The 23,248-nt window shown below is 66.8% G+C and carries 17 protein-coding genes, 1 tRNA gene and 3 pseudogenes; 13 read left to right on the top strand and 8 right to left on the bottom strand.

Annotation, left to right across the window (positions count from 1 at the left end; translation table 11 throughout):
* Window positions 1-16: 16 nt before the first annotated feature.
* Entirely contained in the window at window positions 17-3,331 is a 3,315-nt protein-coding gene (locus Aiant_RS33525; protein WP_189332949.1) for a tetratricopeptide repeat protein, read from the bottom strand.
* A 218-nt stretch (window positions 3,332-3,549) separates the two neighbouring features.
* Here Aiant_RS33525 and Aiant_RS33520 point away from each other — a divergent pair.
* Window positions 3,550-3,632 (top strand) — tRNA-Leu (locus Aiant_RS33520).
* A 30-nt stretch (window positions 3,633-3,662) separates the two neighbouring features.
* Here the strand turns inward: Aiant_RS33520 and Aiant_RS33515 are convergent.
* On the bottom strand, window positions 3,663-5,327 hold the full coding sequence (locus Aiant_RS33515; protein ID WP_189332948.1) for a recombinase family protein: 1,665 nt from the start codon (window positions 5,325-5,327) through the stop codon (window positions 3,663-3,665).
* Between the two features lie 199 nt (window positions 5,328-5,526).
* Between Aiant_RS33515 and Aiant_RS33510 the strand changes: the two genes are divergently transcribed.
* Together Aiant_RS33510 and Aiant_RS33505 are read left to right on the top strand one after the other, a co-directional pair.
* Window positions 5,527-6,354 (top strand): hypothetical protein, encoded by an 828-nt coding sequence (locus Aiant_RS33510; protein ID WP_189332947.1) that lies wholly within the window; start codon window positions 5,527-5,529, stop codon window positions 6,352-6,354.
* A gap of 172 nt (window positions 6,355-6,526) precedes the next feature.
* Window positions 6,527-7,150 carry a hypothetical protein gene (locus tag Aiant_RS33505; protein ID WP_189332946.1) on the top strand — a complete coding sequence of 208 codons (624 nt, stop codon included), beginning with the start codon at window positions 6,527-6,529 and terminating at the stop codon, window positions 7,148-7,150.
* Window positions 7,151-7,452: 302 nt separating this feature from the next.
* Here Aiant_RS33505 and Aiant_RS33500 read toward each other — a convergent pair whose 3' ends face one another.
* Window positions 7,453-8,880, bottom strand: coding sequence for a YopA family protein (locus Aiant_RS33500; RefSeq protein ID WP_189332945.1), 1,428 nt, complete (start codon window positions 8,878-8,880; stop codon window positions 7,453-7,455).
* Between the two features lie 240 nt (window positions 8,881-9,120).
* Here Aiant_RS33500 and Aiant_RS33495 point away from each other — a divergent pair, with 240 nt between their 5' ends.
* Together Aiant_RS33495 and Aiant_RS33490 are read left to right on the top strand one after the other, a co-directional pair.
* Window positions 9,121-9,375, top strand: a complete 255-nt coding sequence (locus Aiant_RS33495; RefSeq protein WP_189332944.1) for a hypothetical protein — start codon at window positions 9,121-9,123, stop codon at window positions 9,373-9,375.
* A gap of 371 nt (window positions 9,376-9,746) precedes the next feature.
* Complete coding sequence (locus Aiant_RS33490) at window positions 9,747-13,253, top strand: P-loop domain-containing protein (protein ID WP_189332943.1); 3,507 nt, start codon at window positions 9,747-9,749, stop codon at window positions 13,251-13,253.
* A 157-nt stretch (window positions 13,254-13,410) separates the two neighbouring features.
* Here Aiant_RS33490 and Aiant_RS33485 read toward each other — a convergent pair whose 3' ends face one another.
* From Aiant_RS33485 to Aiant_RS33480, 3 genes and pseudogenes are all read right to left on the bottom strand, one after another.
* The gene (locus tag Aiant_RS33485; RefSeq protein ID WP_229830603.1) at window positions 13,411-14,220 is read right to left on the bottom strand and encodes a hypothetical protein; all 810 of its coding nucleotides are present in this window, start codon (window positions 14,218-14,220) and stop codon (window positions 13,411-13,413) included.
* 159 nt (window positions 14,221-14,379) lie between these two features.
* A pseudogene (locus Aiant_RS47125) lies at window positions 14,380-14,457 on the bottom strand (hypothetical protein); the annotation flags it as partial.
* A 496-nt stretch (window positions 14,458-14,953) separates the two neighbouring features.
* Window positions 14,954-15,775 (bottom strand): recombinase zinc ribbon domain-containing protein, encoded by an 822-nt coding sequence (locus Aiant_RS33480; RefSeq protein WP_189332941.1) that lies wholly within the window; start codon window positions 15,773-15,775, stop codon window positions 14,954-14,956.
* 350 nt (window positions 15,776-16,125) lie between these two features.
* Between Aiant_RS33480 and Aiant_RS33475 the strand changes: the two genes are divergently transcribed.
* From Aiant_RS33475 to Aiant_RS47105, 6 genes and pseudogenes are all read left to right on the top strand, one after another.
* Window positions 16,126-17,802, top strand: coding sequence for a serine/threonine-protein kinase (locus Aiant_RS33475; protein WP_306415834.1), 1,677 nt, complete (start codon window positions 16,126-16,128; stop codon window positions 17,800-17,802).
* 16 nt (window positions 17,803-17,818) lie between these two features.
* Window positions 17,819-17,917: pseudogene (locus Aiant_RS47120) on the top strand (hypothetical protein); the annotation flags it as partial.
* A 136-nt stretch (window positions 17,918-18,053) separates the two neighbouring features.
* Window positions 18,054-18,221 (top strand): hypothetical protein, encoded by a 168-nt coding sequence (locus Aiant_RS33470; protein WP_189332939.1) that lies wholly within the window; start codon window positions 18,054-18,056, stop codon window positions 18,219-18,221.
* A 318-nt stretch (window positions 18,222-18,539) separates the two neighbouring features.
* A complete protein-coding gene (locus tag Aiant_RS47115) occupies window positions 18,540-18,761 on the top strand; it encodes a hypothetical protein (RefSeq protein ID WP_368857287.1) in 222 nt (73 codons plus the stop codon).
* Between the two features lie 99 nt (window positions 18,762-18,860).
* Entirely contained in the window at window positions 18,861-19,199 is a 339-nt protein-coding gene (locus Aiant_RS47110; protein WP_368857286.1) for a hypothetical protein, read from the top strand.
* Window positions 19,178-19,672 (top strand): hypothetical protein, encoded by a 495-nt coding sequence (locus Aiant_RS47105; protein ID WP_368857285.1) that lies wholly within the window; start codon window positions 19,178-19,180, stop codon window positions 19,670-19,672. The genes Aiant_RS47110 and Aiant_RS47105 overlap by 22 nt, the downstream gene beginning before the upstream one ends.
* A 497-nt stretch (window positions 19,673-20,169) precedes the next feature.
* Here the strand turns inward: Aiant_RS47105 and Aiant_RS47100 are convergent.
* Window positions 20,170-20,265 (bottom strand): annotated as a pseudogene (locus Aiant_RS47100) (ATP-binding protein); the annotation flags it as partial.
* A 25-nt stretch (window positions 20,266-20,290) separates the two neighbouring features.
* On the opposite strand from Aiant_RS47100, the gene Aiant_RS33455 reads away from it, so the two are divergent.
* Window positions 20,291-20,503, top strand: coding sequence for a hypothetical protein (locus Aiant_RS33455; protein ID WP_189332937.1), 213 nt, complete (start codon window positions 20,291-20,293; stop codon window positions 20,501-20,503).
* A 185-nt stretch (window positions 20,504-20,688) separates the two neighbouring features.
* On the opposite strand, the gene Aiant_RS33450 is transcribed toward Aiant_RS33455, so the two are convergent.
* Window positions 20,689-21,918: a cytochrome P450 family protein gene (locus tag Aiant_RS33450; RefSeq protein WP_189332936.1), complete on the bottom strand. Its 1,230-nt coding sequence runs from the start codon at window positions 21,916-21,918 to the stop codon at window positions 20,689-20,691.
* 120 nt (window positions 21,919-22,038) lie between these two features.
* On the opposite strand from Aiant_RS33450, the gene Aiant_RS33445 reads away from it, so the two are divergent.
* On the top strand, window positions 22,039-22,650 hold the full coding sequence (locus tag Aiant_RS33445; RefSeq protein WP_189332935.1) for a TetR/AcrR family transcriptional regulator: 612 nt from the start codon (window positions 22,039-22,041) through the stop codon (window positions 22,648-22,650).
* Window positions 22,651-23,248: the final 598 nt, after the last annotated feature.

Here is a 23,248-nt window from a genome sequence, read left to right as displayed (position 1 = left end):
TGGACAACCAGCTAGATCACTTTTTCCCGCGATCGGTGCAGACCTGCGCCGAAGTGGCGAACCGGTTGGTCGCATAAACGGCCACCACGGCGAAGCAGTAGTCCAGCGTGGGACTGAGCCCCTCGATCCGCCGCGACGTCTGCCCGGGACCGACCGTGCTGACCGGTTTCAACTGCTCACCCGGGTGCGCCATGGTCACCATGAAGCTCGCCGTCGCGTTGGCCGGGTCCTGCCAGGACACATCGATCTTGGTGCCCAGATCGGCCAGCTTCAGCCCGCTCGGCGGGTCACCGGCCAGCGTCGGCGCACCGCCGCCGGTGTCGCCTTCCTCACCCTTATGAGACCGCTCGGCCAGCGTGAACACCATGGCCGCGACCGCGACGACCGCCGCGAGAGTCGCGGCGATCACCGCGAAGAGAGCCATCCCCCGCTTCCGGTTCCCCGCCGGTCGCTCATCCTTTTCGTACGCCCCCAGCTCCGTCGCCGGGGCCGTGGCGGGGCCGTGCTGCCAGACGCCGCCCTCGGTCTGCTGGTAGACGCCTTGCTGGACGCTCTGCTGCTGATAGACGCCGGCCGGGCCGGCCTGCTGGTAGCCGCCCTGCCGGGGGTGGGCGACCTGCTGACCGGCGGCTTGGTGATGCTGCTGGTAGACGCCGGGGTGCGTGGGCTGGTACGGGGTCGGTGTGCCGGTGACCTGCTGCGGGATGGCGCCGGCTCCGGTGGCAGGGCGGTGAGGGTCGCCGCTTTGATAGACGCCGGGCACGCCGCTGGTCGGACGCTGGGGGCTGCCGCCCGGGTAGACGCCAGGCATGCCGCTGGTCGGACGCTGCGGGTCGCCGCCCGGGTAGACACCGGGCACCCCGCTGGTCGGACGCTGGACATCACCGCCCGAGTAGACACCGGGCACCCCGCTGGTCGGACGCTGGACATCACCGCCCGGGTAGACGTTTGGTGTCTCGGGGGTGGGGCGTTGCAGGTCGCCGCTCTGGTGGGCGCCGGCTCCGCCGATCGGAGGTTGCGGGGCGTTGCCCTGGTAGACACCCGGCTGGGAGTCGCGCTGCTGTCCATCGAGATGCGGCCGTACGTCGCCAGTTCGGTACACGGCCGATGGGGCGGTGGGAGGCTTCGCCGTCGGGCCGTCGGTGTTGGCGGCCTCGATGACGGGCTGTTTTGCCGTCGGGGTGTCGATGGTCGGATGGGTGTGCCTGATCTGCGGCTCGCCGCTCCATGGGCCTTGCGGGGCCGGCACTCCGGGCTGCGGCTCAGGAGAGGTGGGCGCCACCGGCTGCGGTTCGGAGGCGGCTGGTGCCACTGGCTGCGGGTCACGGGCGGTCGGCGCCGCCGCCTGCGGGTCACGGGTAGCCGGCGCCACCGCCTGCGGGTCACGGGCAGTCGGCGCCAGCGCCTGCGAGTCACGGGCAGTCGGCGCCACGGGCTGCGGGTCACGGGTAGCCTGCGGCTCGCCGCTCCACGGGCCCGGCCCGGCCGGCGCCCCGGGCTGCGGGTCAGCGGCGGTCGGCGCCACCCGCTGCTGATCGCGCGCAGCCGGCGCCACTGGCTGCGGATCGGGAACAGCCGACGCCACCGGCTGCGGCTGGGCAGCGGCCGGCGCTGCGGAGTGCACGGTCGGAGTCGACGCTTCGGGCTGTACCGGTGCCGGGGGCTGAGGGTGGACGCTGCCGGACTGGCTCGACCAGCCGTTGAAGTCGGGCCAGGCGGTGAGGTTCTCCGCGGGCGGGTTCGCCGGCTCCGTGGGCTCCGTCACTCGATCGGGGACGCTCGGCGTTTCCGGAGGAGGGGCAGGAACCTGCCGACTCGGGGCCGACACGCCCGGGGTGACCGATTCTGGTCTCGCGGCGGGAGGGTGCTCCGGGCGTACCGAAAGAAGGCTCTGACCAGAAACCGAATCGCCATCGGTGATCGAATCCGGTCGGTCCTGCTCCTGGTTCCCCAGCGGCATGATCACCGGATCGGGGCGGGGGACGACGACGGAATCGTTGGAACCGCGGTGGTAGAGCGCGGGCGCCTCGTTCTCCGAACCGCCGACCGTTCCGAAGACACCCGGCTTGAACTGCTGGAACGGCGACTCCTCCGGCTCTTTGCCAGTCGTCGGCGCCGGGCCCCACGGCGAATCCGGATTGATCGGAACGGTCTGCGCCCGCCCCGGCTCGTCCGGCTCACTCGACTTGGCAGAATCGGGCTGAACAGGCGGTTTGACCGGAATGGCCGGCGGAGCGGGCAGCACAGACTCCGCCTGCCCGGTCGGCTGCGGCCGCCCCGATTCCGGCTCCCGTTGGGCGGGGATCGGCTGCTGCGTCCGCGTCGCCGTCGGCTGGGGCTGCTCGGTGGCCTGCGGCTGACCAGACTTCTGAAGCCACGGCGGCAGTTCCGCCGGAGCCGGCAGGACCGTGGGCGAGTCCCCGCGAGCGGTTTGCGGCTGGTTCTGGGCAGGCGCGCGCTGGTCCTCGCGAGCGGCTTGATCCTGGGCAGGCGCGTGCTGGCCGCCGGGAGCGATCTGCGGCCGGTGCTGGGCGGGCGCGTGCTGGTCCCCGCGAGCGGCTTGGTCCTGGGCAGGCGCGTGCTGGTCGCCGGGAGCGGTTTGCGGTTGGTTCTGGACCGGCGCGTGCTGCTGGACCGGAATCGGCGCCGCGACGTGCTCTGCAACGGCCGGCTGCTGCGTCGTCGGCGCGGGCGGATGAGCCATCGCAGGAGGCAGTCCGGTCGCGGGCGGGATCGTGGTGGCGGCCGACTGTGGTGAAGGCCACGGGTTGCCATGGTCGGCGGGGGCCGGCCAGGTGACCGTCGGCTGCGCATCCGGCGGCGTCACCAGCGGCTGCTGCGGAGTGTCGGCCGGGGCCGGCTGAATGGTCAAACCACTCTGCGGCATCTGGTGGGCCGGCTCGACCCGAAACGGCGTGGTCGGATCCTGTCCGAGATAGGCCTGTGCACGCGTCACCGCCCAATGCCCAGCCCCGAGCATCATCGGCCCGTGATCGGCAACCCGCCGGAACGCCTCCCGAGCCTCGTCCCGCTCCCCCAACTCCTCCGCGATCACCCCGAGGTCATAGGAGATCTGAAGCATCAGCGGGTCATCGTCCCCCAGGCTGAACCGCCCCGCCGAGTAAGCCGTCTCCAGCACCCTGCGAGCCGCCGCCGCATCCCCCCGCTGGTGGTGCACCGCGGCCAGCTCCCGCTGCGTCGCCAGCACGTCAGGATCATCCTGACTGAGCGTCGCCTGACCGATTTCAATAGCACGTTCCAGCAGCTCGGCCGCCCCCGCGAGATCACCAGAGGCGAGCAGCGAGTGCGCCCTTTCCAGGGCCGGAGTCAACGGGGAGGGGTGGGACACTCCGCCATGCTGCCCGCAACTCCCCCGAGAAACCAGGCCAGATCCCTGTCCGTCCCTATATGCGCCGCAATGTCCTCTCACCCACCCCCTCCCGCAGCCCCTCCCGGCGACCGTGTACTGTTCTCACCTGTCAGGCCGACGAGGCAGCCAAGACCCAGGTGGAACCGGGGTCGGGGATGCCGCTAGGCTTAGACAGGCAAGTCCGGGTGGCGGAATGGCAGACGCGCTAGCTTGAGGTGCTAGTGCCCGCAAGGGCATGGGGGTTCAAGTCCCCCTCCGGACACGTTAACCCCCAAGAGGGCATCGCACGGTTCTAAGTGCGGCCTGACCGGGGGTTTTTGCTTTTCCGGCGCCGCCCCGGAATCCGGCTCTTCAGCGTGCGGGCCTTCGTCCGACCGCGGCGCCGGCCCATCGCCGGCATCGGCAGTGCGAGCTGTGCGTGGCTCGCCTCGATCGCCGGGCTACCGACATCGGGAATGGCTGCCTCGATCGTCAGCTTGTCGGCCGCGCAGACGACGACAAGGTCCCGGACCCGCAGGTATGACGCCATCTCCTCGGCGTTGCTGGCAGCCGCGAGGTCGGGATAGGTCGCCGCCAGTTCCCGGGCCAGGTGCGCCTGCGACCGGTACACCCACCGCGGCCCCGCCTCGCCGGAGGGAAGGGCGCTGGTGTGCCCGTGCCGGCATCGGTAGCCCGGCTGCCGGTTCACCCAATGGCCTTCCAGCCGGCGCCCGCACACCGCGCAGACCAGTAGACCGGTGAACGCGTACCGCCGCTGCTGGCCATCCCCCGGCACGCTCAGCGCGGTGACCCGCTGGATGGCCAGGAACTCATCGTCGCTGATCAGCGGCGGATGGGTTCGTTCGTCCGACACCACCCAGTCCGAGCGCTGGTTCCACACCCGGACCGGGCCGAGGCTGGAACGTTTGTCGCCCGGCACCGCCTCCCGGTGATCGGTGAACTGCCGATTCCACACCTGCCGGCCGGTGTACCGCGGATTCGCCAGAATCGCCGCCACCGTCCGCAACGTCCACACCGAATCAACCCGATGCCGATTCCGCGCCCGGTCATACGCTCCCGGCGACGCGACACCGCGATCGTTGAGGGTGCGGGCGATCGCCGCAGCGCTCATCCCCTCGCGACGCCTGGCGAAGATCCACCGCACATGCGGGGCGGTCACGGGATCGACGTCGAGCCGATGCGCACGCCGGCCCCACTGGGCGTGGACCGTGTTCGGATGCGGACCCGCGTCAACCAGGCGGTAACCGTACGGCGGCCGGCCACCCTGATTACGGCCCTGCTCCCGCACCTGCACCGCCATTGCGGCGCTCGTCCGGAAACGATTACGCAGCACCTCCCGCTCCGACTGATGCCCCAACATCAACAACAACGCCTGATGATCAGCCCGCGCCAGATCCACCCGGCCACGGGTCTTGGGCAGCCACACCTGCACCCCGAATGATTCCAGCAAGGCGATCACCACAGGCGCCTCGGCACCGGCGAACGCCCGCTCGAACTCCCCCACCACCACCGCATCAAATCCACGATCCGGCTGCCCGGCCGCACCCAGCAGCGCCGCCGCCTGCGGACGCCGCACCCACGGCAGACTCCGCGACGCCCCGGCATCGAAGAACTCCATCACGATCCGGCCGCGGCCGGCGAGCACGCGCCCGGCCGCCTCCAACTGCCACGCCCGCGACGACACCGCATCCTGATACTCCGCCGTCGAGATCCGCCCATAGAAAGCGAACCGCAAGCCATCCGCCCCGGATCCCGGCGAACCCGAACGCCCACGCCGCCGCGGTACAGCCGGCGCACGCCCCAGCCAGGCATCGAAGGAACCATCGGCCGAAGAGCGAGAAGACGAGGACGGCATATCGATCACCGCGATCCAGAAGGAAACCCTGCCCCAGCGATACCACCCAACAAAGCAACGACACCACACCCGAAGGGCGACCATCACCCCCACCACGCTCACCGCAGCCCGAACACCACCCCACCGGACGACAGCAGCCCAGACCTCGGCGACGAGCCGCCAACCGAGCTCCAGCCAGCCACGCCTTCTTTGCGGCATGAGAGTAAGTGCTCGGCAGGCAACCGAATACAACGCTTCAGGCGAATCGCAACGGCAGCAATCTCGGTCGCTAAGTCGGCTAGCTAACGTATAGGGTGATCGAATGAGACCTCCATTCGCGACCGGCGACCAGCTAGAGCTCGGCAACTTACGGGAGTACTGGAAAGTGCTGGCTACAGAGTTGAGCGAGCTCGATGAACTTCCCGCTCTGGATAGAAACCGCTTGCTATCTGCGCGAGCGTTCGACGAGTCTCAGGTGAGCGGGCCTCGCACTTATATGGAAGTGGACAGGTATCTCAGCGTGGCTCGTGACAACCACGAAGCGTTGCTCGCATTACTGTCACATCGCGGCGCATCGCTCTGGGCTCCTTGGAGTTTGCTTCGTCCCATCTTCGAGACCTCGTTCCTGGCCGCATGGATTCTCGACCCTGAGGATGGTCGGGAGCGTCGCGCTCGTGGCCTTCGGTGCGAGGTGGTCGACTACTATCAGCAGCGTCGTCATCGTTCGGAGTTTAAAGCCTTTCCCGAGATGTCGAAACTGATCGCAGAGCGGGAAGTGGCGGATGAGCAGTCATCGCTCCACCTCTATCGGTCAGAGGCGGCTCAGCTTGGTCTAAGATTTGAGCAGGTACACCAGTCCATTAACGTGATCGATGAGTTGCCGAAGTTGAGCTTCGTGCGCGGGTCACGTGAGTTCACCCCTTTTCTGAAGGCAACATGGCGTTTACTTTCTGGGTATGAACATGGTCTCGGTTGGGCACTCCTGAAGGGCAGTCAGCGACGTGCCGGCGCCAAAATTCCGGGCGGCATGAACGTCGAGCTCGTGATCGACGACAGCGAGTTCGTTAACGCGGCCAAATCGACGTACTTCCTCTTCTTGTCCGCCTGCCGGATTCTCAAGCGTCGGCATCTGGAGCCGAGCCAGGGCTGACACCGTGGAGGTCGCGCCGATCGAGGCCCGGCCGATCCGGGCGATCTTACATGTGGACTGAGTGGGTACCACGCCTTCTCGGTGCCAGTTGAGTGCACCCTCGTTAGCCAACGCGAGTAGTGAAACCTCCGTATCCGGCGCAGACGCGGGGTGATCCATCTAAGCTGGCAAGGTGCTCTCGGCCACTGAGGTACTAGCGCAGAATAGCGACGCAATTGCACGGCTTAGCGCCGCCAGTGGGCTAATCGGAGTTACTATTTCTCTTTTTGCTGTCGGGTTCGCCGTGCGCTCTTTTAAGATTGCGGGCGATAGGATAAGCCAAGAGCGCATGCGAGTTTTCCAACTTGAAGTGCTACGCCAGTTAGTTGTTGAACTGGATGAGAGTGATCTCGTTGCGGAAGTATTCTCAAATCCGCGAGAACTGGCCCGTTTCAGAATGCGGCTGGACCTGCTCAAGAAGAATCTCCCCAACTGGGAAACGGTGATCACGCTAAAAGATCAGCGTGAGGTCATGGACTTTCTGGGCTTGGGTGATAGGCATGACGAGTGGTTGGAACTCCGGCTGCAGAAACGACAAGCAGAGGCGGAACGAACAAGCCTTCGATTCTGGGAGTTCTTTAAACAATCGATTACGGTTGAAACGCTAGCTTCTCGGATCGGCGAGATTGAGATGGCGGGAAAGAGGGAGCTGAACAGCAGACTAGTTGATGACGTCCACCGTGCCATCCGAGAACAGGTAATGGCTGGCAACGAGCCTCGGCTGTGCTGGCGCTGTAAAGCGTGGTACCGGATCTGATCGGATCGGATATCGAGAATCGGCAGCATCCGGAACGGGCGACTCCAATTTGACTCGTGCTACCCGCGCTCATCCCTCATGCGACGTTTTGATAACTGAGTGCGATGGTGTAAACGCGGACCCACTGCAGAGCCGACAATATCGCGTCCTCTCATCGGCAAATCAGTGTGTTAGCCGAAGGTGTAAAGGGCAATCTTTATGCGGCTACGGCGCCTGGCGTGGGCGGGTGCCCGTTGTCGGGTTGAGTTTTGGAAGGCAGCCCCTCACGCCCGGGCAGCTGCACGGTCGTCGAGGGAGGCGTCTTATGCGCCGCCAGTACCTTCGTGTGGGCGGCGCATATCGCGGTTGCCGCGATGGCGGTTGTCTCGAGTGGTTTGCTGGTGAGGTGGCATGGGTGGCCGGAAGCCGGGAGCGGCGTTGATCCATGGCACGGGTGAGGTGTCCCCCTCCCAGCCGCTGATCTGGCTGGGGTCGACGACGGAACCCTTGTATCCGATGTCGTGGAGGATGAGAAGGTTGAGGTAGCGGCGCAGGAGTAGCCAGGTCTCTTCGACGAGACCTTCGTGGCGGTAGAGCCGACCGGGTAGCTGAGGATGGACCAGTTCGTTACGGACGCGGGTGACCGCTGTCGGTCCGTCGATGTTTTTGGTGTACGCGAATTCTGCGAGTCGCGGCAGGACGGCGGGGTCGACCGCTGTCGGGATGTGAGCTTCTTGCAGCAGGTATCGGAGCCGGTCTTCGGCGCGCCTGGTCTTGTACTGAGACTCCGTCCAGCGCCGCTCGCGGACCAGGCGGGTCCAGCCGAGGTTCTCCAGTGCGGGGGCTGCGGCGAGGATGCGTTGTTCGACGAAGCCGTTCTCCATCGCGGTGACCGCCAATTGCATCTGCAGACGAGTTGTGCCGGGTCGTCGTGGGTCGGCAAGAGCGGGAAGCGCCCGCCCGACCAGGTCGGTCAAGTCTTGCGGCCGGCCACGGTAAAGCCATCCCGGTGATACTCGCCGGGCGGGGTCACAGATGGGGGATATCCAGTCCTCCCAGACGGCATTCTGTTCGGCATCGAATCCGGTAGGCAGGACCGGCGCGACCCAGAATCCGAAAGCGAATGAGAAGACGACACGGAGCTGGTCCAGCAGATCCTGGGCTTGCTTAGGGGTGAAGGCGCCGTGGTTGGCTCGGCGGATGTCCATCGTGTGGGTGACCAGGTATGACCTGTTCGACTTCACGTGCTTGGTGGCCTCGCTGTGGTCCGGCCGGGAATCGAGAGTCATTGCCCACCCGGCGGCCTCGCAGCGCCAGCGTCCCGCCCAGCTGGTCGTACGGCTCTCGGTCTTCTCGGTAAGTACGTTCGGTCCCACGATTTCGGGCAGGTTCATCCACGAGACCAGAACTCGGCGAAGCGGTGTGTCAGACCCGGCAACCGAAGCTCCGTTGATCCAGCCCTCTGTCGCCGAGTCGCGGTATGCGGCAATCGAGATCACCTGGCCGCTGCGTTGAACGGTCAGATCGATGGGACCAGGCTCGTAGTAGCCATCGTCCTCGTCCGCATCAGGATCGATAGACCACCTCACGCTCGGGTCTGGGTTGCAGCGCATCTCGACGCGACCACGTCGCACACCGCGGTCACCGGCTCCAACCTCGCCCTCGTAGAGCAGCACAGGCTCGTTAACCCCGCCGTACGGGCGAAGCGGCTGCATCGGTGCCTCAAAGGAGCGGCGCGGCGGGGCGTCCATAGAAACCCTTCCTTCGGATCGGAACGGCCGCCTAAAGGGCAGCCGAAAAGCTTAAACGCACCAAGGAACCCGAGGCAAGGAAGGAAGCTCTACTCCAGAACGCTGGAGGGTCCACAACCTGCCCCGATCAGTCTCGCTTGCCGAGTCGGCCCGGGCTACCGCCGGACATGAGGAACGTTCGGTCGCTGCTGGGTGGCGGTGGGCCGCCAGAATGAGGTTTCATAAGAGCGGGAGTGAATCATGTCGGCGGTGGAAGTGATCACGACAGCGCTAGCTGCTGGCGCAAGTGCCGGCATGTCAGATACGGTTTCGGCAGCCGTGAAAGACGCTTACATGGGGCTGAAGGATCTGCTTAAGCGCCGCCTCGGCGGTGGTGCGGTGGTTCAGGCTCTGGAGACTGATCAGGCTGACTCCGGCGTGTGGCTGACCCGGATGGGAAATCTCCTGGCTGAGGCCGGTGTCGACCGCGATGAGCATGTCATCGAGGCCGCCTAGCGCCTGTTGGCACTGGTCAATTCGACCAGGTCGTCCGCCGACACGTACCAAGTGGACGTGCAGCGGGCGAGAGGAGTGCAGGTCGGCAATCACAATACCCAGCACAACACCTACTGACAGCCCGTTCTCCGCCAGCGCCACCTCACACCACCACGATTAGTGCCGATCGGACACGAGTGTGATCGCTGGCGACCACAGACGCACTGCAGCTTCACCGGCGCGCCATGACTGCGGTGAGGCTGCCACCGAGCTGGCCAGTACCGGAAGAGCCGTTAGCTACCGATCAGGATGATCCGCGGCCTGGTCGGCTGCGCGCATCGTGACGCGGCCGTAGAGACAAGGGCGATCGATCGACTATGTTGAGTTAGGCGATGGACGGTGCACTGGAAACGCCGGGCAGCGGAGCGACCTGGCTCAATGCCGAGGGCGCACAGGGCCTGCAGGTTGGTTCCTACAACGTGCAGCTCAACCAGTTTGGTCACATACCGCCCGTCGTTCGTTCCTCATACCTAGAACAGGTACGACGAATCGCGCCCGCGGCGCTGATCGGCCGCGATGCCGAACTGGCCGAGTTGGCCGCGTTCTGCTCAGACGATGCGGAGCATGCGTACGGGTGGTGGCGTGCGCCTGCGTGGGCGGGAAAGTCGGCCCTGCTGTCGTGGTTCGTTCTGCACCCGCCGCCCGGCATCAAGGTTGTGTCCTTCTTCATCACCGCGCGACACCACCGGCAGAACGACCGAAAGGCGTTCATTGACAACGTCTTGGAGCAGCTTGCCGAACTGCTCGAGTATCGAGGCCTCCCGCCTGGTCTTACCGACTCGACCCATGAGGCGCACCTGATCGGGATGCTGTCTGCGGCTGCGGCAGCGTGCCAGCAGTCCGGTGAACAGCTCGTTCTGGTCGTGGACGGGCTCGACGAGGACTGCGGCGTGACCGTGATGCCCGATTCCTACAGCATCGCTGCGATCCTCCCCTGCCAGTCACCAGCCCAGTTAAAGATCGTGGTGTCGAGTCGGCCCGATCCGCCTCTCCCGCCAGACGTCCCTGGCAATCATCCGTTACGTGGCGGCTGCCGGGTATGGGATCTCCAGCAGTCGGCGCACGCTGATGTCGTCCGCGCTGATGCCGAACGAGACCTGAAGAGGATGGTCAGCACCGGCGGTGTAGCGCGCGACATCCTCGGCTTCGTGACAGCCGCCGGCAGCGGCCTATCCATACGTGACCTGACCGAGTTGATGAACGAGGACGAATGGCTCGTCACGGATCATCTGTCCAGCGTCACCGGCCGGACTTTCAGACGCGTCGACACCACCTACGTACTCGCTCATGAGCAAATGCAGCCAACCGCGACGAGGCTGCTCGGGACTCGTCTGCACGACTATCAACGACGCCTGCACGAATGGGCCGAGCATTACCGCCAACTGAACTGGCCGCCCGCAACACCGGACTACCTGCTGCGCGGCTATTTCCGCACAACGCATGGCGACCTCGAGCGCATGGTGCGATACGCAACCGACGCCGACCGTCACGACCGGATGCTCGACCACACCGGCGGGGACGCCGACGCGCTCGAAGAAACCCTTCAGGCACAGGCGGCGCTGCTCGCCGTGGACGAGGCAAACCTGCCGGCAATGTGTCGGCTTGCCCTGCACCGAGCGGATCTCGAGGATCGCAACGCGAAGCTGCCGCTGAGCCTGCCTAAGCTCTGGGCCGCAGTAGGTAACCTCGACCGGGCCGAGGCACTGATCCGGTCGATCCCCGAGGACGGTAACCGCCGCGCAGTAGCGCTGGTTCTGCTGGCACCCGAGGTGGCCGCGGCTGGTCACCATGTGCGGGCAGAGCGGCTCGTTGCCAGGATCCCGCCGCGCTTGTTCGTAGCCGCCGACGAACCTGGCAAGGTCATCTGTGCGGTAGTGCGCAAGATCGCTGAAGCCGGCGACTACGACCGGGCGATCAACCTGGCGCGGACGCCGGAGCAACTCTTCTGGCGAGCCCGGGCCCTTGGCGAGGTCGCCATCGCGGCCGCGATCCGCGGCGAGAGCCATGCCGAGGCGTTGGCCGAGCAAATTCCCTTGCCTTATTGGCGGGCTCAGGCGTTCGCTGTGCTGGCCAAGACAACTGCGCAGGCTTGCAACGAGGGCCTGGCCGATCGGCTGGCGAGGCGGGCGGAGACCGAGGCCGACAACCTACCGGAACGCAAGGATCGTCCCTTAACTCTCACGTTTCTCGCGCAAGAGGCAGAAGAATCAGGGGACGGCGAGCGGGCCAAACGGCTCGCCATGCGAGCCGCCGAAGAAGCATCGGCGTTGGAAGACCGGCTCGACCGCATCGACACGTTGACGAGGATTGTCCCACGGCTTGCCGAGATCCTCGACGGAAGTCGTCTGATGAGGCTCGCACTGCTCGCGGAGAGGACTCTGAATGCGGCATGGCGCGACAACCAGATCACACTCGAACAACAGATCAGACTGGTAGGAGCCATCGCTGGCGCCTGGTACACGGTCGGCGACAACGAACGCGCAATCGCGGTCACGGATGCAGTCGATGACCCGTCGAATCGCGACACCGCCCTTCTCAATCTGGTCGGCGTTGCTGCAGCTGCCGGTGATCTCGAACATGCCGAGGCCTTGCTGGCATCCTTCTCCGACTCATCGGGCAGAGACTCGGCCCTCGGCAGAATCGTCGGACCCCTCACCGGACCGAACGCTGAAGAGCGCATCGCCGACATTGTGAATGCAATCCAGGATCGCGAAAGGCACACCTCCGCACTGACCGACTGGGGATACCGCCTGGCCAAGCAGGGCAACCTGCGAGCCGCGACCGAACTCGCGGAACGCGCCGAAGCAGCCGCTCGATCCACCGGTGACCCCGAAAGACGAGCCGCGTTGCTGGTCCCGCTGATGTCCATCCTTATCGAGGCCAACGACAGCGAGCGTGCTCAGGCCGTAGCTATCCGAGCCCTGGCTGCTTATCGGGCTATCCCCGAGCGGTGGCGGTCAGACTCGAAAGTGGCCGCATTCGTCCGAGCGTCCGCACGCGCCGGCGCCCACCACACGGCTGCCACGGCTGCGCGACTGATCAAAGAACCGAACCACCGTGCAGAGGCGCAGATCGACCTCGCCCTCTCGATAGCCCAAGAAGGCGAACGCGACGCGGCGGTCGAACTCCTCGCTGCGGCGGAGGAGGCCGCCACGTCGATCCCCGGTGAATACCGCCGCCTCGAAACGCTGCGAAAAGCCGTCAGCACTTGCTGGATGATCGGAGAGGAAGAACTCGCCGAGACTCTGACAGCCCGCACGTTCGATCACAACGGCCCTAACAAGCCGACAGAACCTACCAAACCACCAGATTTTTCGACGCTGCGTGGGATCGATGAAGAGCCTTCGTCGCTCGTCGTAAAGGAGCGGGACCAAGCCTTGACGCAGGCAGTAGCTCAGTTGGCGGCCGACGAGCAATTTACCCGCGCCGAGACGCTCACCAGCCTGATCGTCGGTCAACTAGCGCAATCACAGGCGCGAACCAAATTGGTGCTGGCGCTAACGAAAGCCGGCCACTACAAACGCGCCGAAGCGCTGGCCCGGTCCAACGAACAATCTCATCTTCGAGACTCGTGCCTCCGCGAGCTCACCAACACCCTCTCTGATCTAGGCGCTTTCGAGCAAGCCGAGAAGGTCGCCCGCTCCATCGAAGACGGTTTCCACCAAGTCAAAGCACTAGTCGCTCTAGCCCGCACTGTTGAGCCAGCGCAGGCCCGCTCTCTCCTGGCGATCCCTCTTCAGCACGGAAGACTGCCGGACATTATGGACCTGGTAACGGCGGCCTGCCCGGAGACCATCAATATCATCGCCGACCATCTGCTCTCCGAGGACCGTGAGTAACCAGGGAGAGCGCTTCGAGCCGCACTCTGGGTTACTCCAGCAAGGCACGGGTAACGGTGTTGGTCATCTGGGCGCCGTTTACAACAACATCGTGCCGTCAATCGGCCCGGGCCTCGTGCACACTGATCCTGCTCCAAGGAGCGAGTCCATGTCAGTGCTATCGCATCCGGTTGACCGCGTTGGCGAGGGACGCGGCGACATCTGGTCGCGAGAAGTCCCAAATCATCAACAAGCCCTGAGGCGTGGTCAGCGTGAGGCGGCCGTACAGCATGATCGGTAGCTGACGGTTGTCTTTGAACCGCCGGTCGGGGCCGCCGGACTTGTTGGTGTACTGCCAAGTTGTGCCGACGCATTGCGCATCGGACGGTGGTGCCTGTGTCTCGACGAATCTTTGCTGCTCCATCCGCGCGTTGATCGCTGCATAGGGCAGATCGGCGTACTGGCTGCCGTGCCGCACGATCACGCGATCCGGGAGGAAGTAGAGGGACCGTTCTTTGCCGTGCACACTCGGGACGGCGATGTTGGTGACAAGGACTGGAGGCCCGGCCAAGTCCAAGGAACCCAGGGATCGCCGTACGAGCGTCCCTGCGCCGGCGTTGACCTTGCGTTGATAGGCGGTGTGGAGCGCGCCCTCGGCCTCGGCTTGCCACACGCGTTCGACGCCGCTGACGAAACCACTGCTACCTGCGAAGTGGTCGTACTTGGCCGCAGGGGCATCCTCGACCTGGTAGAAGACGACGACCGACTTCCGTGCGATGTCCCGCTGTCGGAGCCACCACACGACCGGCACCGCAGGCATGAACAGCACCAGGCTGTACGGAGCGGCGAGGAGCGCCAGAATCAGCAGCGCAGCTGCTACCCACGGCCAAATGTGACGTCGCGAGGCTGCCGTCTGAATCTGCGCGATCAGGTCGGACGGATGCGCTGCAACGAGCTGTTGCACCGGAGTGCCCACGATCTCCTGCATGACAACGCCACTGTCAGGGGCGGCCGGCGGCATCGTAGGACGCGATCCCCCAGAACTCGGGCTGGGCGACCCGCCTCCGAAGTAGGTAGTACCGGCGCCTGCGACGCGAATGTAGTTTCCTCGCGGTCCGGTGCCGACCCGAAATCCCGGCACTCCGGCTGAAATACCGACGCCGGAGGGTGACAGGTTGAACCGGAAAGGGCCCGCTTTCAAACTGGTTCGCAGGTAGAACCCCATGCTGCCCTCACCTCGTCGCTGATTGTGCAGCCACCTTAGGGTCGGAAGCGCTGGAACAGCGATCCGTCGATCGGCTACTGCGTCGACCACATCAGGCCACAAGGCACCCATTCGAACCGGGCGGTCGATCAGCTCTATCTAGAGTAGAGCGCTGCTCGTCGACGACGACACGACGGCCATAGAGAGGCGGCCGGCACACCGTTCCCAACTTTGGTAGGCAACTTGCTGTGAGCAAGACGCACGCGCCGCCGATCGACAGCATCGGCCTACCCTGTCGCCAGCCACAACCGGGCAACCGTCCTGTTGGACAGACGACCAGCGATACGGCATGGACTTCAGCGATCCATGAGCCACACAAAGACGCCGTCCGAGTGAAGTCACTCGGACGGCTTTCCCGAATCCTTACTGCAGTGGAATAATTGTAGATAGGATCGGCATGGCATTGGCTTGTGTCGATCTCCGGACACAAACGTTTTCCCCACGGTGTGCGCCAAGATCAATTGTGGCGCGCACCGTTTTCGTTTTTGGCTCGTAGACAAATTTGAGGTTGAGCTGCTGGTAGACCTCGGCCTTGTCCTCCGGGCAGGCGACGCGTAGCACCGCCGCGATGTCGCCCAGCGAAGCGACGATCCGGTGAATCTCCTCCCTCGTCATGGGAGGCTGACTGCCCGGCGCCCCGGTGACCTGCTCTTGGAGCCGGGACCGCCTGCGTATCCGCGATCCAGCCGGTGACTACCACCGGGTCCGCTCCTGCGTCGAGCGCAGCTCGATACTGCTTCAGTTTGCTGTCGCACGACGCAATGGCCCGGCGGGTCTCATCTTTAACCAAAGTGGCCGTATCGACCGGCTGGGCTTTCGCCATCGCTGTCACGGTGTGATCGAGGTTAGTAGGCGAGAACGCCGACGCGAGCCACAGGACGATCGGATTGACGAGGACATCCTCACGCAGGTAGACGTTGCTCGGATGCTCGACCCGGTTCGCCGCTGCATACTCCCTCGTGTAGCGGGATCGGTAGTACGGCGCTCCGTTGCTGTGCTGACCCTGCATACGGCGTTCGCAAACCGCGCAGTAGACGCTGCCCCGGAATACGTACGGATGGCGGGTGCGATGCTGACGGTGTGGTGTTCCCTGGCGCGCCCTCCGGCCCCGCGCCTCCTGCGCCTGGTCAACGATGTCTTGTTTGATCAAGGGCTCGTGACTGGGCTCCTTCGAAGTGATCCACCTGTCGGCCGGGTTCCAGCGCATCACCGCCGCATGGCCAAGGGCCACGTCGTTGACGTCGAGCAGCACTTCATCGGTACGCTGCCTGTTCCACACCTGATAGCCGGTGTGTAGCGGGGATGGGCTTGACCCGGAGGATCACCCCACCCGGTCCGACGCGCGCGCCCCGACAGAGTGACAGCTGGTCACCTGCCATTCGTCCCGCGCCGTCATCCGGCCCGTGTACGGGCTCTTTACGGAGTAGCCGATCATTGCAGTCTGCTCGTCTCCAGGGGCGTGGCAGGACGACGCGAGCCCGGCCGCCAGCCAGATGAGGTGGTTTGCTCGCGTCCGGCAAGGTGTCGGTAAGCGATCGAACGGGGTGTCTGAAGTTGATGGCCAGAAGGGACTCCGGTGGCGCGTCCGTCCCCCGAGTCGAGCCGATCGGTGCCGGCGACCCAGAGCGCGTGGGTGCCTACCGCATCATCGGCCGTCTCGGGGCCGGCGGCATGGGTACCGTCTTTCTTGCCGAGAGCGGTCAGGGCCGGCTGGTGGCGGTGAAGGTGGTGCGCCCCGCGCTGGCGTCCGACGAGGTGTTCCGCCGCCGATTCCGCACCGAGGTGCAACGGGCGCGGCAGGTGCCGCCGTTCTGCACCGCGGAGGTGCTCGACGCGGACCCGGACCACGAGCCGCCGTACCTGGTAATCGAGTATGTGGACGGGCCGAGTCTGGCCGACGTGGTTCGCCGCCACGGGCCTTTGACCTCGGCGAACCTGCACGGGGTCGCGATCGGCGTGGCCACCGCGCTGACCGCGATCCATGCCGCCGGAGTGATCCACCGGGACCTGAAGCCGGCCAATGTACTGTTGCCACCCGGCACGCCGAAGGTCATCGACTTCGGCATCGCTCGGGCGATGCAGGCCTCGACCCGGCACACGCTGGCCGATCAGATGGTCGGCACGGTGGCGTACATGGCGCCGGAACGGTTCGAGAACGCGCCCGGCGAGTCGCTGACGGCGGCCGCGGACATCTTCGCGTGGGGTGCGGTGGTGGCGTACGCCGGCACCGGACGCAGCCCGTTCGACGGGGGGACGCCACTGGCGACGGCGACCCGCATCATGACCGCGCCGCCCGATCTGACCGGCCTGGACCGGCCACTGCGCGAGCTGGTGGAGGCAGCGCTGCAGAAGCGGGCGGCCGACCGTCCGGACGCCCGGCAACTGCTGGACCTGCTGTTGAGCACCGCCACGGTCGCCGAGTCCGCCATGGTGGCACAGCCGGCCCTGCGCGACGCGGCCCAGGAAGTGCAGACCACCTGCACCGACGTGCTGCGTCCGGTGACCGGCCCCCGGCCGGTTGCCGATCCCGGTCCCGCGCCGGCGTCCCCCCGGCACCGGCGCAAGCTGCTCGCTGCCCTGCTGGCCGCCGTGGTCGGCATGGCGGCGCTCGGGCTCACGTTGCGCGCGCGCCTGGACGACCGGACCACGACTTCCCCGGGCGCGACCACCTCAGCGCTGCCGCAGCGGCCATCCGGCCCGAGCAGCGCCGCACCCGGCGGATCGGCATCGGCGCCGGCCAGCACGCGGCCGTTCCGGTTCGCGCCGGACGCCGACGTGGCGGATCCGCTGACCCGGCCGGACGTGATCCGCGTGCGCAGCGTCGGCGGCAGCTCGTGCCGATATGCCGATGCGCTGGTGGTCACCGTGGACCGAACGGGCACCTTCGAATGCGACTGGACGAAGCAAACCTTCGCCGGCGCACACCGGATCTCGGTGGAGGTGGTCCTGCGCACGGCGGGAAGCTGCGCCGCGGTGCACTTCCTCAACACCGAGGACAGCGCCTACGGGGTGAACGTGTGCGCTCACGGATACGTGTTCTCCTGGTACGAGGGCGAGAGCGTCGAAGAGCTGGGCATCTACCTGATGCCCGAGCGCACCCGGTTGGGCGAGCCACACCGCCTGGGCATCGAGGTCCAGCGGGACACGGCGACTCTCTTCCAGGACGGTCACGAGTTCGCGGTCGTCGACTTGTCGAAGGGCGTACCCCCGGGCGGCGGGGACGTGGTGATCGGTGCTTTCGGCGACCCGGCCGGCGGCGAGGCGCCCTATCAGGTCGCCCTGCGAAACTTGGAGATCATCGGGTGACGATTAGCCTGGTGACGTGCTGCGGCTGTTCCACGTCGGCAACGACGGCCCGTTCACTTCTCTGAGCCCGCGCCCCTCGCCCGCCGGCACGCCCTACGAGGGGCGGGAATGGGTTTGGGCGGTCGACGAGATGCGCCTGCCGAACTATCTGCTACCTCGGCAGTGCCCCGGGTGTGCTGGGCGGCTGCCGGATCGCGGCACGAGTCGCTGCGCTCCGGCCGCTCGGGTCATCGCCGTCGAGCATCGGGTGGGTGCCGCACCTTCTGCATGCCGGGCTCGACGTGCATCGTCTCGATCCGGCCGGATGCACGTTGCTCGACATCGACCGGCGGCCGCGCGCGCTGAGCATCGCGAGCGTCCTGCTGGCCGGCCTGGCCGCGGCGATCGCCGGAACCACCGACACTTATACAACCGCATGACTGAAAATTGCGTGAATCGGACAACCTCTTCACGTCGACTTGATGACCGTGACCCTGCTGACCGGGTGATCGTTCAGGTCCGACATCGAGGTGCCCTGGGCGCCCCAGCTGCCGTCCTTGAACGCGGCCTTCCGGGCCTTGAGGAGCTTGGCATAGGTCACCTTGGAGATCCGGTCGACACGCAGCACCCACGCCTGGTGGTTACCGCCCTTCCTGTCGCCCAGATAGATCGTGTACGGGTCCGGCACTCCGCCCGTGAACTTGATGTTCCCGTCTAGGTAGCAGATCCCGGCCACGCAGACCGACACCGCCAGCACGGTGTCGGACGAAGTGGCGGCCAGATCCGCGGCGGAGACGGTGAAACGCGCGTCGAACGGCCAGGACACCTTGCTGCGGTCGGCCGGCGAGACGATGCGCGTCGTAACGGCCGCCGATGTCGGCGCCGTGGTGGCAGCCGCAGTCGATGGCGGTGCGCTGGTACCGGCAGTCGTGGATTCGGGTGATGAGGCCCTCCCCGCCGGCCCGGACCCGGACCGCTGAATCTTAGAGTCGGCCGTCCCTCCTAGTGCGGTGCCGTTGCTTGCGCCGGACTGACCACCCGGCCGGACGAGCACGACGCCCACCACGGCGAGGACGATCATGACGACGACACCGAGGCCGCCCAGCACCCACGGCGTACGCAAGCGCCGGCCGGGTGCCGTCCACCCGGTCGACACGGGCGCCGGCTGGGGCGCCACGACCGGCGACAGCGGCACCGGCGACGGCCACGCCGGGAACAACGGCGCCGAGGCAGGAGCCGACGAGACGGACACCGGCGGCGTAGGCCCCGGCATCGGGGGCTCCTCGGCCGGGACGGGCGAATCCGCCGCAGGCACGGTCACCGGTCGCGTCTGCGGAAACGGCGGCGGCGCCGACACGGGAGTCGACCACGGGGGTGCCGGTGGCGCGGAAGCCGCTTGGAAGTCGCCGGCGACGTAGGCGCGCGCCTGTTCGACCACCGGGTGGTCCGCGCCGAGTACGCCCGGCCCGAACTGCGCCACCCGACCGTAGTTCCTGTGCGCCTCGTGCCGGTTACCGAGTTCGTCGGCCACTCCCGCCAGGTCGTACGCGATCGTCACCATTACCGGATCTGCCTCGCCGGCCCGCTGGCCCGCTCCGTAGGCGTCCTGGAGCAACCGGTGCGCCGCCGCGGGATCGCCGGCCTGCTGGCGCAGGCCGGCCAATTGCCGCATGGTGGTCAGCAGTTCCCGGTCCCCCTCGGCGAGATCGGCCCGCCCGAGTGCGACCGCCCGCTCGAGCACGTCACGCGCCCCCTCGGGATTCCCGCCCTCGGCGAGGGCCTGGGCTTGCTGACGGGCTTGCGAGTACGGAAACGGCTGCGGCACCCCGCCATGCTGCACAAAGATCGTTACGGGCGCCAGTCGGCCCGCGACACTGGCAGAGACCTGTAATCAAGTAGTCGCTGTTCCGCAGTCATGACCCGAAGCGCTCACGCTATGTGACCATCTACGGCTCGATGGGTTCACTTCGATGGCGTCGATTCGCAGCTGAAGTGATCTGGCGATGAGGGCTGCTGCTCGATGTCTGGGGCTCGCTTGGGGCCTGAAAGGGCTTAAGGGCGGCATCGACGCTTTGGAACGCAGCGCTGCGCCGTGACGTTTTCGGGTGGTTCGTCATCGTTCGGTGTTGTGATGTAGAGGCCGCAACGGGCATGGCCACTCCCATCTTGGGTGGCCTTCGCGTGGAAGGCCGGGATCGGCCAGTAGCATGATCGTGGGCGCAGGGTGTGCCGTAGGGGCGGCCGCAGGTTCCGAGTTCGACCTTGCGCAGCTCGAAGTGCTGCTGGAACTCCTGCCACTCCTCCTCGGTGGGCTCGCGGTATTCCGCGGCGGGGCGGACTGAGCGGCGAGTCATCAGCGATGCCACCCAGTTGCTGGCCTTTGACGAGGTTGGAGGCGATCGCGACGCTGTTCTTCTCCTCGCGTTCGGTGAGGACCTGGAACAGCAGTTCGGCGCCGTGTTTGTCCAGCTCCATGTAGCCCAGAGCGGACGACCGCACGCTGATCGGCGTGCACTGCTTCGGTGACATCGCCGCCGAGGTCGTCGGCCTCGGTCACGTCGTACTCCGGCTCGGCGGCGAGGTCGAGCTGTTCCTGACACTGGCGCTGAACACCCCTACCTACAACTACGCCTACCACGATGCGACGGGCGACGGTCTGATGCGGCTGACCACGCTGCTGGGCATGGCGGACACGGGACCGGCTTCGGGCGAGCAGAAGTGAGTGGACCGGCCGGCGCCGAGCAGGCGCCATGGTCAACAGTCGCGGCCTGGGTGAGACGATCCGCGGCATCAACGGTTCGCTGGAGTGCACCGGCGGCAAGCCGCCCCGGGCGTACCACCGGTTCACCGTGTCCTGGGCGTGAGCCCGGGGACGAACCTCTTCTGTTGAGCGACGAGCCGGGCGCCTCAGCGACTGCCGGAGTTCGGGTGGAACGTGACCGGGAGCTCCTGGAGGCCGCGCAGCACGCTGGGGCGCCACCGGAGTTCGTCCGGCGTGGCCGCCCCGGTCAGCCCGGAGAGCCGCCGGAGCACCGCGCCGACGCCCTCGACAGCCTCGACCCTGGCCAGCGCCGCGCCGAGACAGAAGTGCGGGCCGTGCCCGAACGCCAAGTGCGGGTTGTCCGCGCGGTCGAAGCGGACCTCGTCGGGATGCTCGAAGCGCTGCGGGTCGCGGTTGGCGGCGCCGGTCGACAGGATGACGATGTGATCGGCCGGGATGGTGGTACCGGCGATTTCCACGTCGGTGGTGGTGTACCGCGCTACGCCGGTCATGACGGGCCCGTCGTAGCGGAGGAACTCCTCGACCGCGGACGGCAGCAGCCCCGGATCGGCGCGCAGCGCCTCCAGTTGATCCGGCCGTTGCAGCAGCAGCCACAGGCCCGTGCCGATTAGGTTGACCGTGGTCTCGTGGCCGGCGACGAGCAGCAGCAGGCCCATCGAGATGAGCTCCTCATCGGTGAGCCGCTGCTCCTCCCCGGCCACCACCAGATCGCTGAGCAGGTCGTCGGCGCGGTTCGCCCGCTTGCTCGCCACCAGATCGGCGAAGTAATCGCGCAGGTGGCCGCGGGCGGCGGCGGTGAGCGCCACACCGGCCGCGTCCACCTGGGGACGCAGCAGGTCCGAGCTCTGCTTGGTGAAGAAGGCGCGGTCGGCGAAGGGCACGCCGAGCAGCTCACAGATGACCGCCACGGGCAGCGGGAAGGCGAACTCCGCGACCAGGTCGGCACGGCCGCGCGGGGCGATCGCGTCGAGCAGTGCCTCAGCGAGTTGGCGCACCCGCGGCCGCAACGCTTCGACCCGCCGGGCGGTGAAGGCACGCGACACCAGGCGGCGCAGTCTGGTGTGGTCCGGCGCGTCGGTGGTCAGCATGGACGGCATCGCATTGCCGGCGGCCAGCCGCACCGTGCGGCCCGTCTGCCCGGTAAGCCGGCGAGGGTCACTGGACAGTCGCGGGTCGCCGGCCGCCGCCAGCACGTCGCGGTAGCGCGTGACCATCCAGGCGTCGCTGCCGTCGCGCAACCGGATCCGCTGGACCGGACCTTCGGTCCGTAGCCGATCCAACCAGGGGTACGGGTCGGGGCGTTGCTCCAGGTCGGCGGGAACCGGATGTACGGGCGGTAGGGCTCGGTTGTCCATCGGGACTCCTTGCACACGTCGCGGACCGGGCAATCTCTGTAACGAGCGTTCCAGACAGATCGACGCCCGTCCACGTCGTTGCGAATGGTGACAACCGCGCCCGCGGCCTATGGTTTTTCCATGCAGGACGCGGTGACCGGAGAGCGGGCGACACCGTCACGCGAGGCGATCCTGGCCGCCGCGACCGGGCTGATGTCCCGGTACGGCTATGCCGCCACCTCGATCTCCCGCATCTCGACTGCCTGCGGCCTGCCGGCCAGTTCGATCTACTGGCACTTCGGCAGCAAGGAGGGTGTCTATCTCGCTGTGCTGCGGCGAGCCCGGCTCGCCCTGATGGCCGGCCTCCCACCCGCCACCGTCGCCGGCCCGGACGAGCCGCGGCGGCTCACCCGGTTCTTGGACGCGGTGGACGCGGTGTTCCTGCGGCATCCGCACGACCTTCGTCTGCTGGTCGGCATCAGCATGCTGGAGGAGAGCGCCGGCGTCGCGGCGCGAGCCGAACTCGCGCAGTACCGCATGACGCTGCGCCGGTGGCTGGCGGACTCACTCGGAGCCGTCTTCGCCGTCTCCGGGACCTCACCGATGGCCGAGGACCTCGCCCGGTTCCTCCTCGGCATGGTCGGCGGCGCATCGATCGCCCGCTGGTCGCAGGACCCGGATGCGTCGCTGCCCACCGCCGACCTCCACGTCGCGCTCACCGCGCTGGCCCGCCACCACCGCGCCGCACGTTAGGTCGCGCTCCGGCTGGGGCAACATCAGCTCCCTATCCCGCCCCTGGTGACGACTCACGCCAGCCGAACGGCTCACGCAACCCCAGACCACGCCGCACCGGTTAAAACTCGAGTCAGGTGCAGCAGTCCGGCCGCGTCCGGGGTTCCGCCAGCGCGGCTCAGACTCGCCGCCGAGGACGCCTACCCGTTCCAGGTGGCGTTGCTCAACTTGAAGGCCACCGAAGAGGCCGAGAAAGGCCGTGCTCACCCTCGACCGGCCGGTGACCGGCATCGCCCCGGTCACGCTGCTGGCACCGGGCGACACGTCCCTGCCGCAGGCCGGTGGTCTGACGGCCTTCACCGGGTGGGGTTCCGTCGAATCGCAGCGGGACGGGGACCCTTCGAGCTGTCCTATACGGACCGGATGAAGCGGGCCGACGTCCCGCTGGTGACCGACAAGGCCTGCGGGTCGGCGTATCGGCGGCACCCGGATCAGACCGCGCCGGACCAGAATATGACCTTCCATCCGGCGCCCACACAGACTTCAGACCACCAGCCCGGTCAGCTGGTACCGATGTACCCGGCCGTCCTGCGGCATCGCGAGGGCGGTGATCTGCTGC

Origin of the sequence: Actinoplanes ianthinogenes, assembly GCF_018324205.1 — a bacterium.
In the GTDB taxonomy this organism is placed as follows: Bacteria; Actinomycetota; Actinomycetes; order Mycobacteriales; family Micromonosporaceae; genus Actinoplanes; species Actinoplanes ianthinogenes.
Note: the sequence above shows the minus strand (reverse complement) of the source record. Positions and strands in the feature narration are given on the sequence as shown.